This window comes from Sphingomonas natans, assembly GCF_030546695.1.
Classification (GTDB): Bacteria; Pseudomonadota; Alphaproteobacteria; order Sphingomonadales; family Sphingomonadaceae; genus Sphingomonas_I; species Sphingomonas_I natans.
Window position 1 is genome coordinate 53114 of sequence record NZ_JAUOTP010000008.1, and the last position, 18272, is coordinate 71385.

An 18272-nucleotide genomic window follows, 5' to 3' on the forward strand; every position below is an offset into this window, starting at 1 on the left:
CGCGGTCAGGCGATCAGCATCCCCGCCAGCGCCGCCGACATCAGATTGGCGAGGCTGCCCGCGCAGAGCGCGCGGATGCCGAGCTTGGCGATCATCGGCCGCTGGTTGGGCGCGAGATTGCCCGTCACCGCCATCTGGATCGCGATCGACGAGAAATTGGCGAAGCCGCACAGTGCGAAGGTCACCACCGCGGTTGCATGTTCGGACAGCGGCGGGGCGAGTTTGCCCAGGTGGATGTAAGCGACGAATTCGTTGAGCACGATCTTCTCGCCGAACAGACCGCCCGCCGCGCGCGCCTCGCTCCACGGCACGTTGAGCAGGAACATGACGGGCGCGAAGACCGAGCCGAGCAGTTTCTGGAAGGTCAGGTCCTGCTGGCCGATCAGCTGGCCGACCTCGCCGAGCAGTCCGTTGGCGAGCGCCACGAGGGCAACGAACGCCAGCACCATCGCGCCGACCGCGACCGCCAACCGCACGCCCAGTTGCGCGCCGTCGGCGGCGGCCTGGATGATGTTGGCGGGGCGTTCCTCGGCCTCGTGAACGTCGGCGAGGGCGATCGCCTCGTCCTCGACCAGCTCGGGCGCGGCGCCCGAGCGCGGCCGCGGATCGGGCATGATCAGCTTGGCCATCAGGATCCCGCCCGGCGCGGACATGAAGCTGGCGGCGAGCAGGTAATCGATCTTGACCCCCATCGCCGCATAGGCCGCGAGGATCGTGCCCGCGACGCCTGCCATCCCGCTCGTCATGACGCAGAAGAGCTGGGTCGGCGTCAAACCCGCCAGATAGGGACGGATGACGAGCGGCGATTCCGATTGGCCGACGAAGATGTTGGCCGCCGCGCAGAGCGACTCGACCTTCGAGACGCCGATCACCTTCTCGATCCCGCCGCCGATCCAGCGGACGACGAACTGCATGATGCCGAGATAATAGAGGATCGAGACCAAAGCCGCGAAGAAGATGATCACCGGCAGCGCCGCGATCGCGAAGGCGTGGCCGCCGATCTCGGGCGCGGCGATCGGCCCGAAGATGAAGTCGGTGCCCGCCTGCGCATAGCCGAGCAGCGCGCCGACGCCCTGCGAAAGCCCGCCGATGATGCGCCGCCCTGCCGGAACGTAGAGCACCAGCACGGCGATGCCGACCTGCAGCGCGAAGGCGGCGCCGACGACGCGCAGCCGGATCGCCTTGCGATCGCTCGACAGGATGACCGCGACCGCGATGAGAACGAACATGCCCAGCGGGCCGAGCAGGAAACGGTTCATCGGGGTGCAGGCGTCCTCATTCCGCGAAGGGCCGGCGTCACGCCCCCCGGCGCGCAGCGGGTGCCGGCCCCGCTGCGGCGCAGCTTAGACGCTTCTCGGGCGCGGTAAATGCCTGTCGGTCAGGCGACGCGGCGCGCGGGGCTGTCCAGCGCGGGCAGCGTTTGCCGGTCGCCCAGCCCGATCGCGATCGCGATCTCCTCCTCGCTCGGCATGGGCTGCTCGATCAGGCAGCGAAAGCCGAGCCCCGAAAAGCCGCGGAACGGCGTCGCCGCGGCGAAGGCGGCGACCGATGTCGCGCGGCGCTCGATCCCCGACGAGGTGCCCGTGGGCAGCTCCACCGGTCGCCCGAACGCGCCCGTGCCCGAAGTGCCCACCGAGCGCCCGTCGACATCGACGATCGTCACCGTGATGCCGCGCCCCGTCTCGCGCTCGGCGATGCGCGCGGCGAACACCTCGTCCATCAATTGCTGCCAGTCATATTCCAGATACAGCACGCCATCGATCGGCCCGCCCGGGACGGCGCGGATCGCCTTCACGAAGATCAGCACGGCGTGATAATTGGAGAAGGGATTCTGCCAGACGGCATCGGTGTACCAGGCATCGCCGTCGGTGCTCGCCATCACCTTGCGATACTGATCGGCGTCCGAGAAATCGTGGATCGCCAGGCTGGGTGCGGGGCGCGCGCTCATGATCAGCCGCGCGTCTGCGGAGACGACGAAGGCGTTGCGATAATCTTGCGCCACGTCGACCATCCGCGCGAGCCGCGCATTGCCGGTGGCGATGGCGTCCGGCGTCCGCAGATGCGTGCCGTTGACGATCGCGGCATCGGTCGAAAGCATCGCCAGATGCGTCGCGCGGCCGGCGAGCGTGCGTGTGATCTGCTGCATGATCGTCTCGGCCAGCTCGACGAGCCGCGCGCCTTCGATCTCGGCCAGCATCTCGCTGGCGATGCCGTTGGCGAGATCGAGCCGGTCGAGCACGTCCGCGCGGAACGAGGCGGCCGATTTGCGCGCCTTGCCGGCGAGCGCCTTGACCTCCTGCGCCACGACCGAGAAGCCGCGACCCGCCTCGCCCGAGCGCGCCGCCTCGATCGTCGCATTGAGCGCGAGCAGGTTGGTATGCCCCGCCACCCGCTCCGATTCGGCAGCGTGCAGCTCCACTTCTTCGCGGAGAACCGACAATAAGGCTCGGATGCGACGGGGCATGGGTTGATCCGTTGGCGAAAATCCAACGAAATCTACGCTCCGAATGGTAAATATATGCTTAGCGTCGCGCGGCTGGACAGGCTCGCTCGCGGTCCCTATCCGGCCTTGGGCATGAGCGTCGCCCCGCAAGATTGCATCCTAATCGTCGATTTCGGCAGCCAGGTCACCCAGCTGATCGCGCGCCGCGTGCGCGAGGCGGGGGTCTATAGCGAGATCGCGCCCTTCAACGCCGCCGATGCCGCCTTCGATCGGCTCAAGCCCGCCGGCATCATCTTCTCCGGCGGCCCGTCGTCGGTGATGTGGGCGGATAGCCCGCGCGCGCCGCAGCGCTTCTTCGAAAGCGGCCTGCCGATCCTGGCGATCTGCTACGGCCAGCAGACGATGGCGCACCAGCTCGGCGGGCGCGTCGCCCCTTCCGACAATCGCGAATTCGGCCGGGCTTTCATCGATGTCGTCGGCGAATCGGCCCTGTTCGATGGCCTGTGGAAGCAGGGCGAGAGCCATCAGGTGTGGATGAGCCACGGCGATCGCGTCGAGGCGCTCGCGCCCGGTTTCTCGATCGTCGCCCGTTCCGAAGGTGCTCCATACGCCATCGCGACCGACGAAGCGCGCCGCTTCTATTCGATGATGTTCCACCCCGAAGTCGTCCACACCCCCGACGGCGGCAAGCTCATCGCCAATTTCGCGCGCCACATTTGCGGGCTCGCCGGCGACTGGACGATGGCCGAATTCCGCGCCGCCAAGATCGCCGAGATCCGCGCGCAGGTCGGCGACGGCAAGGTTATCTGCGGCCTGTCTGGCGGGGTCGATTCGGCGGTGGCGGCGGTGCTGATCCACGAGGCGATCGGCGATCAGCTGACCTGCGTGTTCGTCGATCATGGGCTGATGCGTCTCGGCGAGGCCGAACAGGTCGTCAGCCTGTTCCGCGAGCATTACGGCATCCCGCTCGTCCACGTCGACGCCGAGGCGCAGTTCCTCGGCGGCCTTGCCGGACTCACCGATCCCGAGGCCAAGCGCAAGTTCATCGGCGGCGCGTTCATCGAATTGTTCGAGGCCGAGGCGAAGAAGATCGGCGGTGCGGATTTCCTCGCGCAGGGCACGCTCTACCCGGACGTGATCGAGAGCGTCAGCTTCACCGGCGGGCCTTCGGTGACGATCAAGAGCCACCATAATGTCGGCGGCCTGCCCGAGCGGATGAACATGCAGCTCGTCGAGCCGCTGCGCGAATTGTTCAAGGACGAGGTCCGCGTCCTCGGCAAGGAACTGGGGCTGCCCGACGCCTTCGTCGGCCGGCACCCCTTCCCCGGGCCCGGCCTCGCGATCCGCATCCCGGGCGAGGTGACGAAGGAGCGCTGCGATATCCTGCGCAAGGCGGACTTCATCTATCTCGACGAGATCCGCCGCGCCGGGCTCTACGATGCGATCTGGCAGGCCTTTGCGGTGCTGCTACCGGTGCGCACCGTGGGCGTGATGGGCGACCATCGCACCTACGACAATGTCTGCGCGCTGCGCGCCGTGACCTCGACCGACGGCATGACCGCCGACATCTACCCCTTCGACGCGGCCTTCCTCGCCCGTTGCGCCACGCGCATCGTCAACGAGGTGCAGGGCATCAACCGGGTCGTGTACGATTATACCTCGAAGCCGCCCGGCACGATCGAGTGGGAGTAGCGAGCTGATCCGTGGCGGTCGCGGCCCCGTTGGACAAAGCTGAAACGATCGGCGACCTATGCGATTAGGCCATCAAGAGCGGCTGGCGATCCGCATCCTGCTTATCCGCCGGTCCGGAGAGTCCTGAAAGGCAGCGGATATGCGTCTCGCTCTCCTACCGGTTGCAATGATCGCGATCGGCGCATGGGCGGCAGGCAGTCCCGCCGCCACGGCGCCGCACAGGCGGGTGCGGACGTTCCAGGACTGTAGCGCCTGTTCGGCGATGATCGCGCTGCCGGCGGGCGACTTCTGGATGGGATCCGAAGACGGCGAGGTCGGGCGCGGCAAGGACGAAGGCCCCCGGCAGCGGGTGCAGGTCTCCCGCTTCGCACTGGCGGAGACGGATGTTACCCGGGCGCAGTGGCGCGCCTTCGTCGAGGATACCGGCCGGCCCGACGGGCTCGGCTGCGCCTATACCGAACTTCCCAAGGATCAGGCGGGGCTCGCCTCGTGGCGCAATCTCGGCTTCCCGCAGCAGGACGACGAGCCGGTCGTCTGCGTAAGCTGGACCGAGGCGCAGGCCTATGTCCGATGGCTGAGCGCCAAGACCGGACGCGCCTATCGCCTGCCGACCGAAGCCGAATGGGAATATGCCGCGCGCGCGGGCACGACGACGCCCTTCCCTTGGGGCCGCGACCCCTCGCACGATCAGGCCAATTACGGTGCCGACGAATGTTGCACGCCGGCGACCTCGGGCCGCGACCGATGGCGTCACACGTCGCCCGTGCAGTCTTTCCCGCCCAATCGGTTCGGCCTGTACGACATGATCGGCAACGTCTGGCAGTGGACGCAGGATTGCTATGTCGACACGCTGGCTGGGCGTCCGGCGCGGGCCGTGGCGGTCGAGACGGAGGGCTGTCCCTTCCGGGTGGCGCGCGGCGGCACATGGGGCGATCCGCCCGCGCTGATCCGATCCGCCAGCCGGAATTACGCCCCGCCGCCGCGCCGGATCATCGCCGATTATCGGAGCGCCGGCTTCGGCCTGCGCGTCGCGACGTCGGACATTTCGCCGCGGAAACGGGCGCGCTGACCGATTCGAGGCGCAAGCGACTTCGTCAGCGCCCGAACCAGTGCTGCGCTGCGAACCAGCCGCCGACGCTGAGCGCGACGAGTCCGCACAAGGCGGTGACGGCGGCAAAGGCCCAGGGCTCGTGCGCGAAGGGGATGCCGTCGACATTCATGCCGAGCAGCCCCGTGAGGAACGTCAGAGGCAGGAAGATCAAGGCGACGACCGAGATCAGCAGCGCGCGATTCTCGATCTGCTCGGAGCGCAGATCGGTGAGTTGTTCGTGGATCAAAGCCGATCGCTCGCGCACCGACTCCAGCTCTTCGGCCATGCGCGCGAAGCGATCGGCGGCCTCGCGCAGATGGAGGCGATCATCCTCCTCGAGCCAGCCGACCTCGAGCGTCGAGAGCGTGGTCAGCGCCTCGCGCTGGGGGACGATGAAGCGGCGATAGACGATCGCGTCCGAGCGCGCGGTAGCGATCTTGCGGCGTGTCTCATAGGCCTGATCGGGCTCCAGCATCGTCTCGCAATCATCGACGAGGTCGCCCAGTTCGGTGATCGTCGGATCGATCCGCTTGGTGATCAGCATCGCGATATGCGAGACGAAGTCGCCGGGATCCTTGATCTGGCCCTGCTCCATCTGCTCGCGGACGACATGGATCGTCGCGATCGGGCGGTAGCTGACCGAGATGACTCGGCCCTGCTCCAGCCACAGCCGGATCGAGACGAGCGGATCGCCATCGTCGGGGGTTTCGGCGGGGCCGCGCAGGTTGACGAGCGCGCCCTCGGCGATCGCCTCGCAGCGTGGGCGCGTCTCGATCGCGGTGAGCGCATAGACGACCGTCTCGGGCATGCCGCCATGCTCGCGCAGCCAGCCCAATGTCTCGGCCTCGCGCCCGTCGAGATGGACCCAGACGAGACGGGCGGGATCGGGCGTCAGCCGGCAGGCGGCGGCGGGCTCGACCGCATGGCCCTTGCCGTCGGCGCCGAGTTCGATCGCGAAGCGGCTAGTCACAAGATCTCCACGGATAGGCCCGGCAGCGCCAACGCAGGCGCGGGCCCGACGATCCGCACGGCATCGGCGCGCGCGCGATCGAGGATCGCCGGCGGCGCATCGGACGGGTGATAGATGCGGTCCGCCAGCGCGAGCAGGCGCGCGGCGCGCAGGGTCAGTTCGTCGGGATCGGATGAGCGGAGCGTGATGCGTTCAAGACGGGCTGGGTCGGGCGCGCCCTCCCCGGGAATTGCCGGGTCGGGATGCTCGATCATCGGATCGAGCGGGGCGCCGGCGGCGAGCAGCCCGCCGATGAAGCGGCGGCGCGCGCTCGCGTCGGGGTAGCGTGCGCGCAGTGACTCGCGGCTTTGGTGAAGCAGGCGGGCGAGCGCGCCGAGGCTCGGCGGGAGCAGCGCTTCGAGACGCTGGCGGAGCGCAGCGGCGAGCCCCGCGGAGGCGCCGCTCGTGCCGATCGCAATCAGCACGGGATCGCGATCGACGATCGCGGGGAGGGTAAAATCACACAGATCGGGCCGGTCGGCGGCGTTGACGAGCAGGCCGCGCGCCTTGAGCCGGACCGCGGTGTCGTCGGGATCGTCCAGCGCGACGAAGGCCAGGCGCGCCGCCTGATCCGCCTCGCCGACGATCATCGCGCCGGCGCGCTCCAGCAGCCGGCGCTTGGCGTCGGCGGTATCGCCCTCGCCGATCAGGATCACCGGCTGGGCGCGCAACCGGACGAAGATAGGGAAGCTGTCCACGGCGCCTTGTCGCGTGGCGGCGCGGCGTTGCCAAGCGCCACACCGCTTCATGCCAGCGAGGCTGGCACTTAGGTCTGTCGCGGCGGGCGGTGCGCTTCGAAGTGAGAGACATGGACCCCAGCCTTCGCTGGGGTGACGATCCTGGTCTAAGCGGTCGTCAGACGCGCATCGGCATGAGCACGTACAAGGCGGGGGCCTTGTCGTTCTCGCGGATCAAAGTCGGGGCGGCGGCGTCGGCGAGGTGGATCTCGACCGTGTCGCCCTCGATCTGGCCGAGAATGTCGAGCAGGTAGCGCGCGTTGAAGCCGATCTCGAACGGCAGCGAGGTATAGTCCCCCGAGACTTCTTCGGCGGCGGTGCCGTTTTCGGGGCTCGTCACCGAGAGCGTGATCTTGTCGCGCTCGAGCGCCATCTTGACCGCACGCGTCTTCTCGCTGGCGATCGTCGCGACGCGATCGACGCCGTCCTCGAAGCTGCGCGGATCGATCTTGAGCAGCTTGTCATTGCCGGTCGGGATGACGCGGCTGTAATCGGGGAAGGTGCCGTCGATCAGCTTCGAGGTCAGAATCGCGGCGCCCATGCCGAAGCGGATCTTGGTAGGCGAGAGCGAGACCTCGACCGAGCCGTCGACCTCGTCGAGCAATTTGCGGAGTTCGGCGACGCACTTCCGCGGGATGATCACGTCGGGCATGCCCTCGGCGCCGTCGGGGCGGGGCACGGTGACGCGCGCGAGGCGGTGGCCGTCGGTCGCGGCGGCCTTCAGCACCGGGGTCGCATCGTCCGAGACGTGGAGGAAGATGCCGTTGAGATAATAACGCGTCTCCTCTGTGGAGATGGCGAAGCGCGTCTTGTCGATGATCTGCTTGAGCGTCTCGGCGGGGAGCTCGAACCTGGTCGGCAGCTCGCCCTCGGCGATGACCGGGAAATCGTCGCGCGGGAGCGTCTGGAGATTGAAGCGCGCGCGGCCGGCGACGATCAGCATCTTGCCCTCGGCGGCGGTCAGCTGGACCTGCGACCCCTCGCTGAGCTTGCGGGCGATATCGAACAGCGTGTGCGCGGGGACGGTGATCGCGCCGGGCGTATCGACCGCGGCGCCGATCGTCTCGACGATCTGGAGATCGAGATCGGTCGCCATCAGCTTCACGCCGCCATCGGCCGAAGCCTCAAGCAGGACGTTGGACAGGATCGGAATCGTGTTCCGCCGCTCCACGACCGATTGCACATGGCTCAGCGCCTTCAACAAGGTCGCCCGCTCGATCGTCGCCTTCATGTTCCGCCCCGAAAACCGCTTGGACCAAGGCTTATAGCGTGGGCGGGAGCCGCCGCTAGGGTTTGTTTGCCGCACCGGCCCACTCCCCCACCCGACCTCCCAATCAGGATACTCTGTGGGAGGTCGGGTGGGGGAGTGGGCCGGTGCGGCACCCGGTTCAGCGACGCTGAACCGGGCTAGATCAGAAGCGCATGCCGAAGCCGCCGAGGACCTGGTTGCGCGAAACGCCCTGTTCGTAGTTCGAATAGCGATATTCGGCCTTCACGAACGTGTTGGAGCTCAGCGCATATTCGGCGCCGGCGCCGACGCGGACGCCGTCGAGATTGTTCTTGCCGAGCGTCGTCCGGCTGTTGCCGTCGTCGATCGTCGCCTTGTACTGGCCGTTGGTGTAGCCGGCCTTCACATAAAGCAGCGTCTTGCCGCCGACGACGGTGCCGAGGCGGCCGCCGACATACAGGTCGCGCGCGGCGCGGGCGCAGGTCTCGGGATCGGCGGCATTGCCCTGGCCGGCGCAGACCTTGGCGCTGCTGTCGGTGACTTCGCCCTCGATGCCGGCGATCAGCTTGCTGCCGGCTGCGATATCGTAGCCGCCGTTGATGCCGTAGAGGACGCCATCCTTGTGGCCGCCATAGGCCTGGCTGCGATCCCAGCCGGCAATGCCTTCGAGATGGAGGCCGGTGAAATTGGTTGCGGAAGCGTCCTGCGCGAAAGCGGGCGCGGCGACGCCGGCGAGCCCGAGCGCGGCGAGGGAAGCGAATTTCAACATAGTGGTACTCCGTCAATGACTTGCCCGACCGTGGCCGGGGCGGGCGGAAAGCGCGCTTGCGCCTGTCACGAAGATGAACCTCGCGGCCGATCGGCTGCGCGATTGTGCGCTTCGTCGCATTGCAGCAGAGAAACGGGATGAAGCGACGCGCGGCCGGGATGATGATGATGCTCGCGCCGTGGCTGGCCGCTGCGGCGGGCGCGCCGCAGTCGCTGGGGCAGTTCGGGCGCTGGGGGGCGTTCCGCGCCGGCGATCCGGTGCGCTGCTATGCGATCGCGCAGCCGGCGCGATCGGGAAAGGCGGATGCGGCTTTTCTGACGATCTCGTCCTGGCCCGCGCGGCGACTGTTCCGCCAGGTCCATGTGCGCCTGCGCGGCGCGGCCGAGCCGGGCGCGGTGCTGGCGATCGGCGAGCGGCGGTTTCCGCTGGTGACGAAGGAGGCGGATGGCTGGCCTTCAGCGGGGGACGGGCGTCGGATCGCACTCTTCCTGCGCGAGGGCGAGGCGGTGCGGGTGACGGCGCGGATCCGGGGGCGGCGGATCACCGACGTCTATCCCGGCGCGGGCGCGGCGAGCGCGATCGACGCGGCCGATCTGGCGTGTCTGCGGGGGCGGTAGCGGCAGGCGAGTCGCGCCCTTTACCCTCTCCCTCTTGCGGGAGAGGGTTGGGTGAGGGTCTTCTGCTTCCTTCGAGACCGCGGGGCGCGACCGCTTGCCAAGCGAAGAAGACCCTCACCCTCCCACCGTCGACGCGGCGGGCCCTTCCGCTTGGCGGGAGAGGGGTCACACGCGCCCGCTCCTCCCGCCTAGCCGCAAGACCCCCCTTCCCCTATATAGCGCGCCATGAACGCCCCCATGGCCATCCCCGGACTGATCGATCCCGTGCCCGTGCCACGTGCGCCGACGCTGCGCGCCGACGGGCGGATCGATCTGATCGGGCTGCCGCGCGAGACGCTGCGCGCGGTGCTGACCGAGGCGGGGCTCGACGAAAAACAGGCCAAATTACGCGCCAAGCAGATCTGGCACTGGATCTACAATCGCGGCGCGCGCGAATTCTCAGGTATGACCGACATCGCCAAGACCATGCACCCGTGGCTGGAGGAGCGCTTCGTCGTCGGCCGGCCGGCGGTGATGGAGGCGCAGGTCTCGACCGACGGGACGCGCAAGTGGCTGCTCCAGTCGGACGACGGGCATGATTATGAGATGGTGTTCATCCCCGATGCGGATCGCGGCACGCTCTGCGTCTCGAGCCAGGTCGGCTGCACGCTCAACTGCACCTTCTGCCACACGGGCACGATGCGGCTCGTCCGCAACCTCACCGCGGGCGAAATCGTCGGCCAGGTGATGCTCGCGCGCGATGCCTTGGGCGAATGGCCGAGCCAGCCCGAGGGGCGGCTGCTGACCAACATCGTGATGATGGGCATGGGCGAGCCGCTCTACAATTTCGATGCGGTGCGCGATGCGCTGAAGCTGGTGATGGACGGAGACGGGCTCGCGCTCTCCAAGCGGCGGATCACGCTGTCCACCTCGGGCGTGGTGCCGATGATGGCGCGCGCAGGCGCGGAGATCGGCGTCAACCTCGCGGTCTCGCTCCACGGCGTGACCAAGGAGGTGCGCGACGAGCTGGTGCCGCTCAACAAGAAATACGGGATCGAGGAATTGCTCGCGGCGTGCGCGGCCTATCCCGGCGCCAACAATGCGCGGCGCATCACGTTCGAATATGTGATGCTGAAGGACAAGAATGACAGCGACGATCATGCGCGCGAGCTTGTCCGCCTGATCCGCCACTACGATCTGCCCGCGAAGGTCAATCTGATCCCGTTCAATCCGTGGCCGGGATCGGCTTACGAATGTTCGACGCGCGCGCGGATCGCGAGCTTCTCGGACATCGTCTTCCAGGGCGGGATCTCGGCGCCGGTGCGTACGCCACGCGGGCGCGACATCGATGCCGCGTGCGGGCAATTGAAGACCGCGGCCGAGAAAAAGCGGCGGAGCGTGCGCGATCGCGAAGATGCGGCCGCCGCGGAGATTGCAGCCTCCGCCTGAAGCTTTACAGCCGATTTCATGTGGCTGTTCGATCGCGCCTTCCAGAAACTCATCCGCCAGGGCGAGCTCCAGGTCACCGACCATAAGGGCCGGATCTATCGTTATGGCGCCCCCGAGGCGGGCCGCGATCTCGTCGCGGTGCGCTTCACCGATCGCACCACGCCCGAGCGGATCGTCAGCGCGCCGTCTCTGGGCGCGGGCGAGGCCTATATGGATGGCCGGCTGATCATGGAGCAGGGCGACATCCATGCGCTGATCGACCTCGTCACCTACAACAATCGCTGGGAGAAGCGCGGCGACCGGCCCAAGCTGCAGCGCAAGGCGCGGATCCCGGGTGGGCAGCTGAAGGGCTGGCTGCGGACGTGGAATTACGAGCGCCGCGCCAAGCGCAACGTCGCGCACCATTATGATTTGTCGGCGCGGCTCTATGATCTTTTTCTCGACAGCGACCGCCAATATAGCTGCGCCTACTTCACTGATCCGGGCAACAGCCTTGAGCAGGCGCAGCTCGACAAGAAGGCGCATATCGCGGCGAAATTGAAGCTCGACCGGCCCGGCTTGCGCATCCTGGAGATCGGCTGCGGCTGGGGCGGACTGGCGCTTTACCTGCACGAGAAGACGGGCGCCGAGGTGCTCGGCGTCACGCTTTCGGAGGAGCAGCTAATCGTCGCGCGCCGGCGCGCCGAGGAAGCGGGCGTGGCCGACAAGGTCAAGTTCGAGCTGATCGATTATCGCGCGGTGACGGGCAAGTTCGATCGGATCGTCTCGGTCGGCATGTTCGAGCATGTCGGGCCGGGCCATTTCCGCGCCTTCTTCGCGAAGTGTCGCGCCTTGCTCGCCGACGAGGGCGTGATGCTGCTCCACACGATCGGACGGCTCGGCAAGCGCCGCCCGACCGATGCGTGGACGGTCAAATATATCTTCCCGGGCGGCTATATCCCGACCCTGTCCGAGATCGCCGAGGCGACCGAGCAGGTACGGCTGATCACGACCGATGTGGAGACGCTGCGCCACCATTACGGGATCACCTTGATGCACTGGCTGCGGCGGACGCAGGCGGCGAAGGCCGAGATCGAGGCGATGTACGATCCGCGTTTCTACCGGATGTGGGAATTCTATCTGGCGGGATCCGCGACGGGATTCTTCAATGGGCAGATGATCAACTATCAGCTGCAATATGTGCGCGACCGCAGCGCGCTGCCGATCACGCGCGATTATATCGGCGAGGCCGAGCGCGAGCTGCGGGGCGACTGATTCTCCCCGGGACGGGGAGGTGGCGCGCCGCAGGCGCGACGGAGGGGGCTCTCCACGCCGCGTTCCGCTTCGCCGATCTCCCCTCCACCACGCTCCGCCCACGGCTTGCTTCGCAAGCCGGCTTCGCGGCTGCGCCATGCCCCCGGGCATGGCGCTGTCCGCCGCTACGCCCCCCTCCCCGTTCCGGGGAGGATCCTATCTCCGACGTCTGATGCGGGCGGCGGCGATCCTCCGTTCGGGGAGGGACGCCGCCGCCGCGATCACTTTCCCTCCGGACCGCCGTGACCACCGCGGCCGCGCATGTGGCCCTGCATCGCCACGATCATCTCGTCGCGATCGATCGTGCCGTCATGATTGACGTCGGCCTTGTCGAACCAGCCGAGCGCGGCCTTCTGCGCTTCGGCAAGCGTGACCTTGCCGTCATGGTTGAGATCGGCCTGTTCGAGCAGGCGTCCGCTTATCATGCCCATGCCGGGGCCGCGCATCGGCCGATCCATGCCGCCCGGACCATCGGGGCCGCCACGAGGACCGCGCATGCCGTCGGGACCGGGGCCACCGGGACCACGCATGCCGTCGGGACCGCCGGGCCCACCCGGCCCGCCATCGGGGCCGCGCTCGCCGGGGGGCGGCGGAGGCGGCGGCGCGGCATCGAATTCGGCGCGCGAGATCGAGCCGTCCTTGTTGGCGTCGAGCTCGGCGAACATCCGATCGCGATGCATTTTCATCCGCGCCTCGCGATCGGCGCGGCGCTTGGCGACCATCGCGACGCGATCGGCGGCGTCGATGACATTGTCGTGATTGAGATCCATCATCGCGAAATGCTTGGCGACTATGCCGGCCACGTCGGTCCGCTTGAGCGGCTGCATCATCGGCGCCATGCGGGGGCCGCCTGGTCCGTCCGGGCCACCCGGAGGCGGGCCCATATCCTGCGCGACCGCCACGCCGGCGACCAGGACGCTGAGCGCCACGCCTGTCAGAAAAGCTCGCATCGTTTCCACTCCAAACTCGCGGCGCGTTGCCGCACTGTGATCTCTCTCGCCGAGTCGTCTTGCCCGGATAGGTCGGCGGTGATGCGAAGTGTCGGCGCTGACATGTGACACCCCACTCTCCGTTCGTGCCGAGCTTGTCGAAGCAGCGTCCTTTTTGCCGACGCAGAAAGAAGGACCGTCCTTCGAGCTCAGGACGAACGGCGACTATCTCGAGAGAGCCCGCGCCCGCCGTCGCTGAACCGAGGAGCCGAGGCCGATCGCCTCGCGATATTTGGCGACGGTGCGCCGGGCGAGGCCGAAGCCCTTGGCGTCGAGCAGTTCGACGAGCTTGTCGTCGGAGAGGATGTCGTCGCCTTCCTCGGCGATGAGCCGGGCGATCTGGTTCTTGACCGCCTCCGCTGAGACCGCATCGCCGCCGTCGGCGCCGGCGATCCCGCTCGTGAAGAAATATTTGAGCTCGTGGAAGCCGCGTTCGCACGACAGATATTTGTTCGAGGTGACGCGGCTGACGGTCGATTCGTGCATGCCGATCGCGTCGGCGACGGTCTTCAGCGTCAGCGGCTTCAGATGGCTGACCCCGTGGAGGAAGAAGCCCTCCTGCTGCTTCACGATCTCGCTGGCGACCTTGATGATCGTGCGCGCGCGCTGATCGAGCGCCTTGACCAGCCAGTTGGCGCTGGCGAGACAATCGGCGACCCATGCCTTCGACTGGCGGTTGGTCGCGCCCGCCGAAAGCTCGGCATGATAGCGACGATCGACGAGGACGCGGGGCAAAGTCGCGCTGTTGAGTTCGATCTGCCAGCCGGCGCGGGTGCGCGCGACGAAGATGTCGGGCGAGACGGGCGAGGCGGGCTCTCCGCCGAACTTGAGGCCGGGCTTGGGATCGTAATTGCGCAGTTCGCGGATCATGTCGCCGAGATCCTCCTCGTCCACGCCGCAGATCCGGCGCAGCTGCGGGAGCGCGCCGCGCGCGAGCAGATCGAGATTGTCGAGCAGGGCGGCCATCGCCGGATCGTAGCGATCGGCCTCGCGCGCCTGGATGATCAGGCATTCGGCGAGGCTGCGCGCGCCGACGCCGGCGGGGTCGAAGCTCTGGATGAGCGCGAGGATGCGCTCGGCATGCTCCGCGTCGATACCAAGCTGGCGGGCGAGATCATCGAGCGGCTCGGTCAGATAGCCGGCCTCGTCGATCGCATCGATGATCCGCTGGGCGACAAGAAAATCGACCCCCTCCAGCCGCTCGCCGGCCTGCGCGGTGAGGTGATCGCGGAGCGACAGGCTGCCCGTGGCGACGGAGTCGAAATCGAAGCCTTCGTCGGGGACCGTACCGGGGGATGCGCCCGAATCGATCACGCTATCGTGGTGGAAGGTCTCCTCGGCATAATCGACGTCGAGCGGGGCGTCGGCGGTGGCGTCGCCCGTCTCCATGAGGCGATCGGCGGTGGCGGGCTCGTCAGGCGCATCGGAGGGGGCTTCGCCGTCGGACTCGGTGGCAGGCGCTTCCCCTTCCTCGGCGCCGCCGGTGAGCAAAGGATTCTTCTCGATCTCCTCAGCGAGGAAGGCCTCGATCTCGAGATTGGACAAGGCCAGCAGCTTGATCGCCTGCTGCAGCTGCGGCGTCATCACCAGCGACTGGGACTGCCGCAGGTCGAGGCGCGGAGCGAGGCTCATGCGGCGGGCGCGCCCCTTGACCTCCGTTCGTGCTGAGCGAAGTCGAAGCACGTGCGACCGAGCACATCGCCCGCGGCACGTCCTTCGACTTCGCTCAGGACGAACGGGGAAGAGATATCCCCGGACCTCATTCTAGAGCTCGAAGCTCTCGCCGAGATAGAGCCGGCGGACATCCTCGTTGGCGACGAGATCGGCGGGGCTGCCCTGGAAGAGGACGCGGCCGTCATAGATGATGCAGGCGCGATCGACGATGTCGAGCGTCTCGCGGACATTGTGATCGGTGATCAGCACGCCGATGTCGCGGCGCTTGAGATCCTTCACGAGATCGCGAATGTCGGCGATCGAGATCGGATCGATGCCCGCGAACGGCTCGTCGAGCAGCATGATCGAGGGATCTGCGGCGAGGCTGCGCGCGATCTCGCAGCGGCGCCGCTCGCCGCCCGAGAGCGCCGTGGCAGGCGCATCGCGCAGGCGCTCGAGATGAAATTCGCCGAGCAGGGATTCGAGGCGTGCGGCGCGTGCGGCCTTGTCGGGCTCGGACACTTCGAGCACAGCCATGATATTCTGCGCGACCGAGAGCCCGCGGAAGATCGAGGTTTCCTGCGGGAGATAGCCAAGGCCCAGGATCGCGCGGCGATACATGGGCAGGCCGGTGACGTCGTTTCCGTCCAGCAGGATGCGGCCGGCATCGGGCTTCACGAGCCCCATCACCGAATAGAAACAGGTCGTCTTGCCCGCGCCGTTAGGCCCCAGCAGCCCGACGACCTCGCCGCGCGCGACCTCGAGGCTCACGTCATGGAGCACCTGGCGCTTGTCATAGGCCTTGGCGATCGAGACGATCGCGAGACCCGCGACCTGATCGGGCACGGAAGGCGCGGGCGCCGTCATGGTCATCTCGTTCATGGCGCATCCGTAACCGTTCGGGGCTTGATCGGCAATTCGGCTTGGTTCTTGCAGGTCTTCAATCGACGCGTTCGGTCCGGATCCAGCCCGGCGTCTCGCGGCCGCGCACGATCCGGGCGTAGAGCGCGAGCTTCCAGGCCATGTAGAGCGGCAGGCGCGCAAGCGTGCCCGCCGAGAGCATTGCGCGGCCCGCCAACGCCCAGGCGGCGAGCACGGCGGCGACGACTGACGCGCCGAGCAGGAAGGCCGCGATCGGCGCGGCAGCGGGAGCAACGCCGATCGCCCACAACCCAAGCCACAGCAGCATCGCGGCGCCGTTGAGCATCAGCAGGAGGGTCAGCGGCGCGGTGAGCAGATGGAGCCCCATCCAGATCATCCGCCCATCGAAGCGGACGAGGCCGCGCGCGAGCAGCGGCAGACCGAAGCCCCGCGCGGTGGCGAGGAAGCCGCCTTCCCAGCGCGCGCGCTGGGTGGCGGTGCCGCCCTCGCTGCTCGGGTGCGACCAGATCGTCGCGCGCGATTCGAACAGAGGCGGGCGGCCTTGGCGGACGAGCTCGACGCCGAGCGCCAGATCCTCGACGATATTGCCGGTGGCGAGATCGAGCATGGCGAAGAGCGGCCAGGGAAAGGCCATGCCCGATCCGGTCAGCAAGGCCGGCGCGCCGATCCGGCGACTGCCGCGCTGACGGACGAGATTCTTCACCAGCATCGCGAAATTGGAGATCTGGACGATCGGCCCGGCATCGCGGCGCGGCGCGAACAAATAGCTGGCCTGGACGGCGCGGCCGCTCTTCTCGGCGGTGGCGGCGAGGCGCGCGAGCGCGCCCGGCGCGGGCGTGCAATCGGCATCGACGACGATCACCGTCGCCGGCGGCGCTGCCCTCAGCACCGCCTGGCCGCCGGCGAGCGCATAGCCCTTGCCGCGGCGATCGGGCTCGTCGAGCACATGGACCTCGGCCCCGCCCGCGCGCGCCTGCTCGGCGGTGCGATCGCTGCAATTGTGCGCGACGACGAGCACCCGCGTGCCAGGGGGCGATTCGGCGATCATCCGCTCGACCGAGGCGCGGACGACGCCTTCCTCGTTGTGCGCAGGTACGATCAGCGCGATCGGTCCGGCCGGACGGGCGGGGCTGCCATGTTCGCCGGCGCGCAGGCCGAAGAGGACTTCGACGAGGAAGACCGCGTCGGTGACGAGGAGCGGCAGGCAGGCGATCGCGGCGAGAAGGCAGAGGATCGTCATGCGCGGAAGAGTGCCGCCATCGCCGCGCCGTTCGCGCGGGCATCGTGGCGGGCAAGAACGCGGCCGCGGCCGACCTCGCCCATGTCGCGCAGCTGCGCCGGATCGGCGGCGAGCGCTGCGGCCATCGCCTCGACCAGCGCTTCTACCGATCCGGCGGGGACGACCCAGCCGCAGGCGGCATCGACGAGCTCGGGTATGCCGGCGATCGCGGTGGTCACGACCGGGACGCGTAGCGCGAGCGCTTCCATGATCACGACCGGCAGACCCTCGGCGAAGCTGGGCAGGACCATCGCGCGCGCGGCGAGCAGGCGCTGGCGAACGCCCGCCGCATCGAGATAGCCGGTGATCGTGACCGCGTCGGCAAGCCCGCGAGCGACGATCGCCGCCTCGATTTCCGCGCGCATCTCGCCATCGCCGACGAGCGTCAGGTGGAACGGGATATCGCGCGCACGCAGCTTCGCGGCGGCCTCGATCAGCAGCGGCAGGCCCTTCTGGCCGCTGAGCCGGGCGATGCAACACAGTTCGGCGGCGGAGACGGGTGGAGCGGGTGTGAGAGAGGAAAAGGCTTCGTCGATTCCGCAGCGGACGACCTTCAATTTCTCCCACTGATCGGGCTTCGTCCAGCGCATGAGCTGGCTGCGGCCGAAATCGCTGATCGCCATGACCTGGGCGGCATCGCCGATCTTGGCGGGCAGATCGATTGCGCCGGGCGCATCGAACTCCTCGGGGCCATGGACGGTGAAGCTGTAGGGGATGCCCGAGAGCAGATAGACGAGGCGGGCGACGGCGGCGGGATTGGTGCCGAAATGCGCGTGAAGGCGCGTGACGCCGTCGAGCCGGCGCGCGAGCCAGCAGGCTTCGACCAGATAGATGATGTGGCGGAGCGCGATCTTCGGGCGGCCTTGCGCCATGCCTATCGCTGCCGCCATCGCGCCGAGGAAGCGGCCGGGCCGGGCGAGCGCGGTAACGAGCGCCGCCGCCAGCAAGGCGGCTTTTGACTGCGCGAGAATCACTATCGTGCGGGGTAGCTCGGCGCGATCGGCCGCGTCGGGCAGCGACGCATCGGGCGGGCGGATCGAGAAACGCAGCACCTCGACACCCGCCGCCTCGACCCCGGCGATCTCGCGGCGGATGAAGCTGTGGCTGACGGCCGGATAGCGATTGACGAGATAGGCGACGCGCATGTTCGGTTCGTCTGCCCC

General features: G+C 68.1%; 16 protein-coding genes. 5 read left to right on the forward strand and 11 right to left on the reverse strand.

Annotated elements, in window-relative coordinates:
• Positions 1 to 5: 5 nt before the first annotated feature.
• Positions 6 to 1259 (reverse strand): NupC/NupG family nucleoside CNT transporter, encoded by a 1254-nt coding sequence (locus Q4F19_RS16135; protein ID WP_303544606.1) that lies wholly within the window; start codon positions 1257 to 1259, stop codon positions 6 to 8.
• A gap of 119 nt (positions 1260 to 1378) precedes the next feature.
• Entirely contained in the window at positions 1379 to 2464 is a 1086-nt protein-coding gene (locus Q4F19_RS16140; RefSeq protein ID WP_303544608.1) for a methyl-accepting chemotaxis protein, read from the reverse strand.
• Between the two features lie 111 nt (positions 2465 to 2575).
• Here Q4F19_RS16140 and guaA point away from each other — a divergent pair, with 111 nt between their 5' ends.
• Entirely contained in the window at positions 2576 to 4135 is a 1560-nt protein-coding gene (gene guaA, locus Q4F19_RS16145; protein WP_303545030.1) for a glutamine-hydrolyzing GMP synthase, read from the forward strand.
• Positions 4136 to 4274: 139 nt separating this feature from the next.
• Complete coding sequence (locus tag Q4F19_RS16150; protein WP_303544611.1) at positions 4275 to 5204, forward strand: formylglycine-generating enzyme family protein; 930 nt, start codon at positions 4275 to 4277, stop codon at positions 5202 to 5204.
• 25 nt (positions 5205 to 5229) lie between these two features.
• On the opposite strand, the gene Q4F19_RS16155 is transcribed toward Q4F19_RS16150, so the two are convergent.
• The 4 genes from Q4F19_RS16155 to Q4F19_RS16170 form a co-directional block, all read right to left on the reverse strand.
• Positions 5230 to 6195: a zinc transporter ZntB gene (locus Q4F19_RS16155; protein WP_303544613.1), complete on the reverse strand. Its 966-nt coding sequence runs from the start codon at positions 6193 to 6195 to the stop codon at positions 5230 to 5232.
• Positions 6192 to 6932 (reverse strand): precorrin-2 dehydrogenase/sirohydrochlorin ferrochelatase family protein, encoded by a 741-nt coding sequence (locus Q4F19_RS16160; RefSeq protein WP_303544616.1) that lies wholly within the window; start codon positions 6930 to 6932, stop codon positions 6192 to 6194. The genes Q4F19_RS16155 and Q4F19_RS16160 overlap by 4 nt, the downstream gene beginning before the upstream one ends.
• 157 nt (positions 6933 to 7089) lie before the next feature.
• Positions 7090 to 8202 (reverse strand): DNA polymerase III subunit beta, encoded by a 1113-nt coding sequence (gene dnaN / locus Q4F19_RS16165; RefSeq protein ID WP_303544618.1) that lies wholly within the window; start codon positions 8200 to 8202, stop codon positions 7090 to 7092.
• A 181-nt stretch (positions 8203 to 8383) separates the two neighbouring features.
• Positions 8384 to 8968 (reverse strand): outer membrane protein, encoded by a 585-nt coding sequence (locus Q4F19_RS16170; RefSeq protein WP_303544621.1) that lies wholly within the window; start codon positions 8966 to 8968, stop codon positions 8384 to 8386.
• 137 nt (positions 8969 to 9105) lie between these two features.
• Between Q4F19_RS16170 and Q4F19_RS16175 the strand changes: the two genes are divergently transcribed.
• The 3 genes from Q4F19_RS16175 (at position 9106) to Q4F19_RS16185 (ending at position 12267) form a co-directional block, all read left to right on the forward strand.
• Entirely contained in the window at positions 9106 to 9585 is a 480-nt protein-coding gene (locus tag Q4F19_RS16175) for a hypothetical protein (RefSeq protein WP_303544624.1), read from the forward strand.
• 225 nt (positions 9586 to 9810) lie between these two features.
• The gene (gene rlmN, locus Q4F19_RS16180; RefSeq protein WP_303544627.1) at positions 9811 to 11013 is read left to right on the forward strand and encodes a dual-specificity RNA methyltransferase RlmN; all 1203 of its coding nucleotides are present in this window, start codon (positions 9811 to 9813) and stop codon (positions 11011 to 11013) included.
• Positions 11014 to 11031: 18 nt separating this feature from the next.
• Positions 11032 to 12267, forward strand: coding sequence for an SAM-dependent methyltransferase (locus Q4F19_RS16185; RefSeq protein ID WP_303544629.1), 1236 nt, complete (start codon positions 11032 to 11034; stop codon positions 12265 to 12267).
• Between the two features lie 260 nt (positions 12268 to 12527).
• On the opposite strand, the gene Q4F19_RS16190 is transcribed toward Q4F19_RS16185, so the two are convergent.
• The 5 genes from Q4F19_RS16190 to Q4F19_RS16210 form a co-directional block, all read right to left on the reverse strand.
• Positions 12528 to 13256 carry an EF-hand domain-containing protein gene (locus Q4F19_RS16190; RefSeq protein WP_303544632.1) on the reverse strand — a complete coding sequence of 243 codons (729 nt, stop codon included), beginning with the start codon at positions 13254 to 13256 and terminating at the stop codon, positions 12528 to 12530.
• 204 nt (positions 13257 to 13460) lie between these two features.
• The gene (gene rpoN / locus Q4F19_RS16195; protein ID WP_303544636.1) at positions 13461 to 14927 is read right to left on the reverse strand and encodes an RNA polymerase factor sigma-54; all 1467 of its coding nucleotides are present in this window, start codon (positions 14925 to 14927) and stop codon (positions 13461 to 13463) included.
• 132 nt (positions 14928 to 15059) lie between these two features.
• A complete protein-coding gene (lptB, locus tag Q4F19_RS16200) occupies positions 15060 to 15830 on the reverse strand; it encodes an LPS export ABC transporter ATP-binding protein (RefSeq protein ID WP_303544639.1) in 771 nt (256 codons plus the stop codon).
• A 58-nt stretch (positions 15831 to 15888) separates the two neighbouring features.
• Entirely contained in the window at positions 15889 to 17070 is a 1182-nt protein-coding gene (locus tag Q4F19_RS16205; protein ID WP_303544642.1) for a glycosyltransferase family 2 protein, read from the reverse strand.
• Positions 17067 to 18254, reverse strand: a complete 1188-nt coding sequence (locus Q4F19_RS16210) for a glycosyltransferase family 4 protein (RefSeq protein ID WP_303544644.1) — start codon at positions 18252 to 18254, stop codon at positions 17067 to 17069. The genes Q4F19_RS16205 and Q4F19_RS16210 overlap by 4 nt, the downstream gene beginning before the upstream one ends.
• Positions 18255 to 18272: the final 18 nt, after the last annotated feature.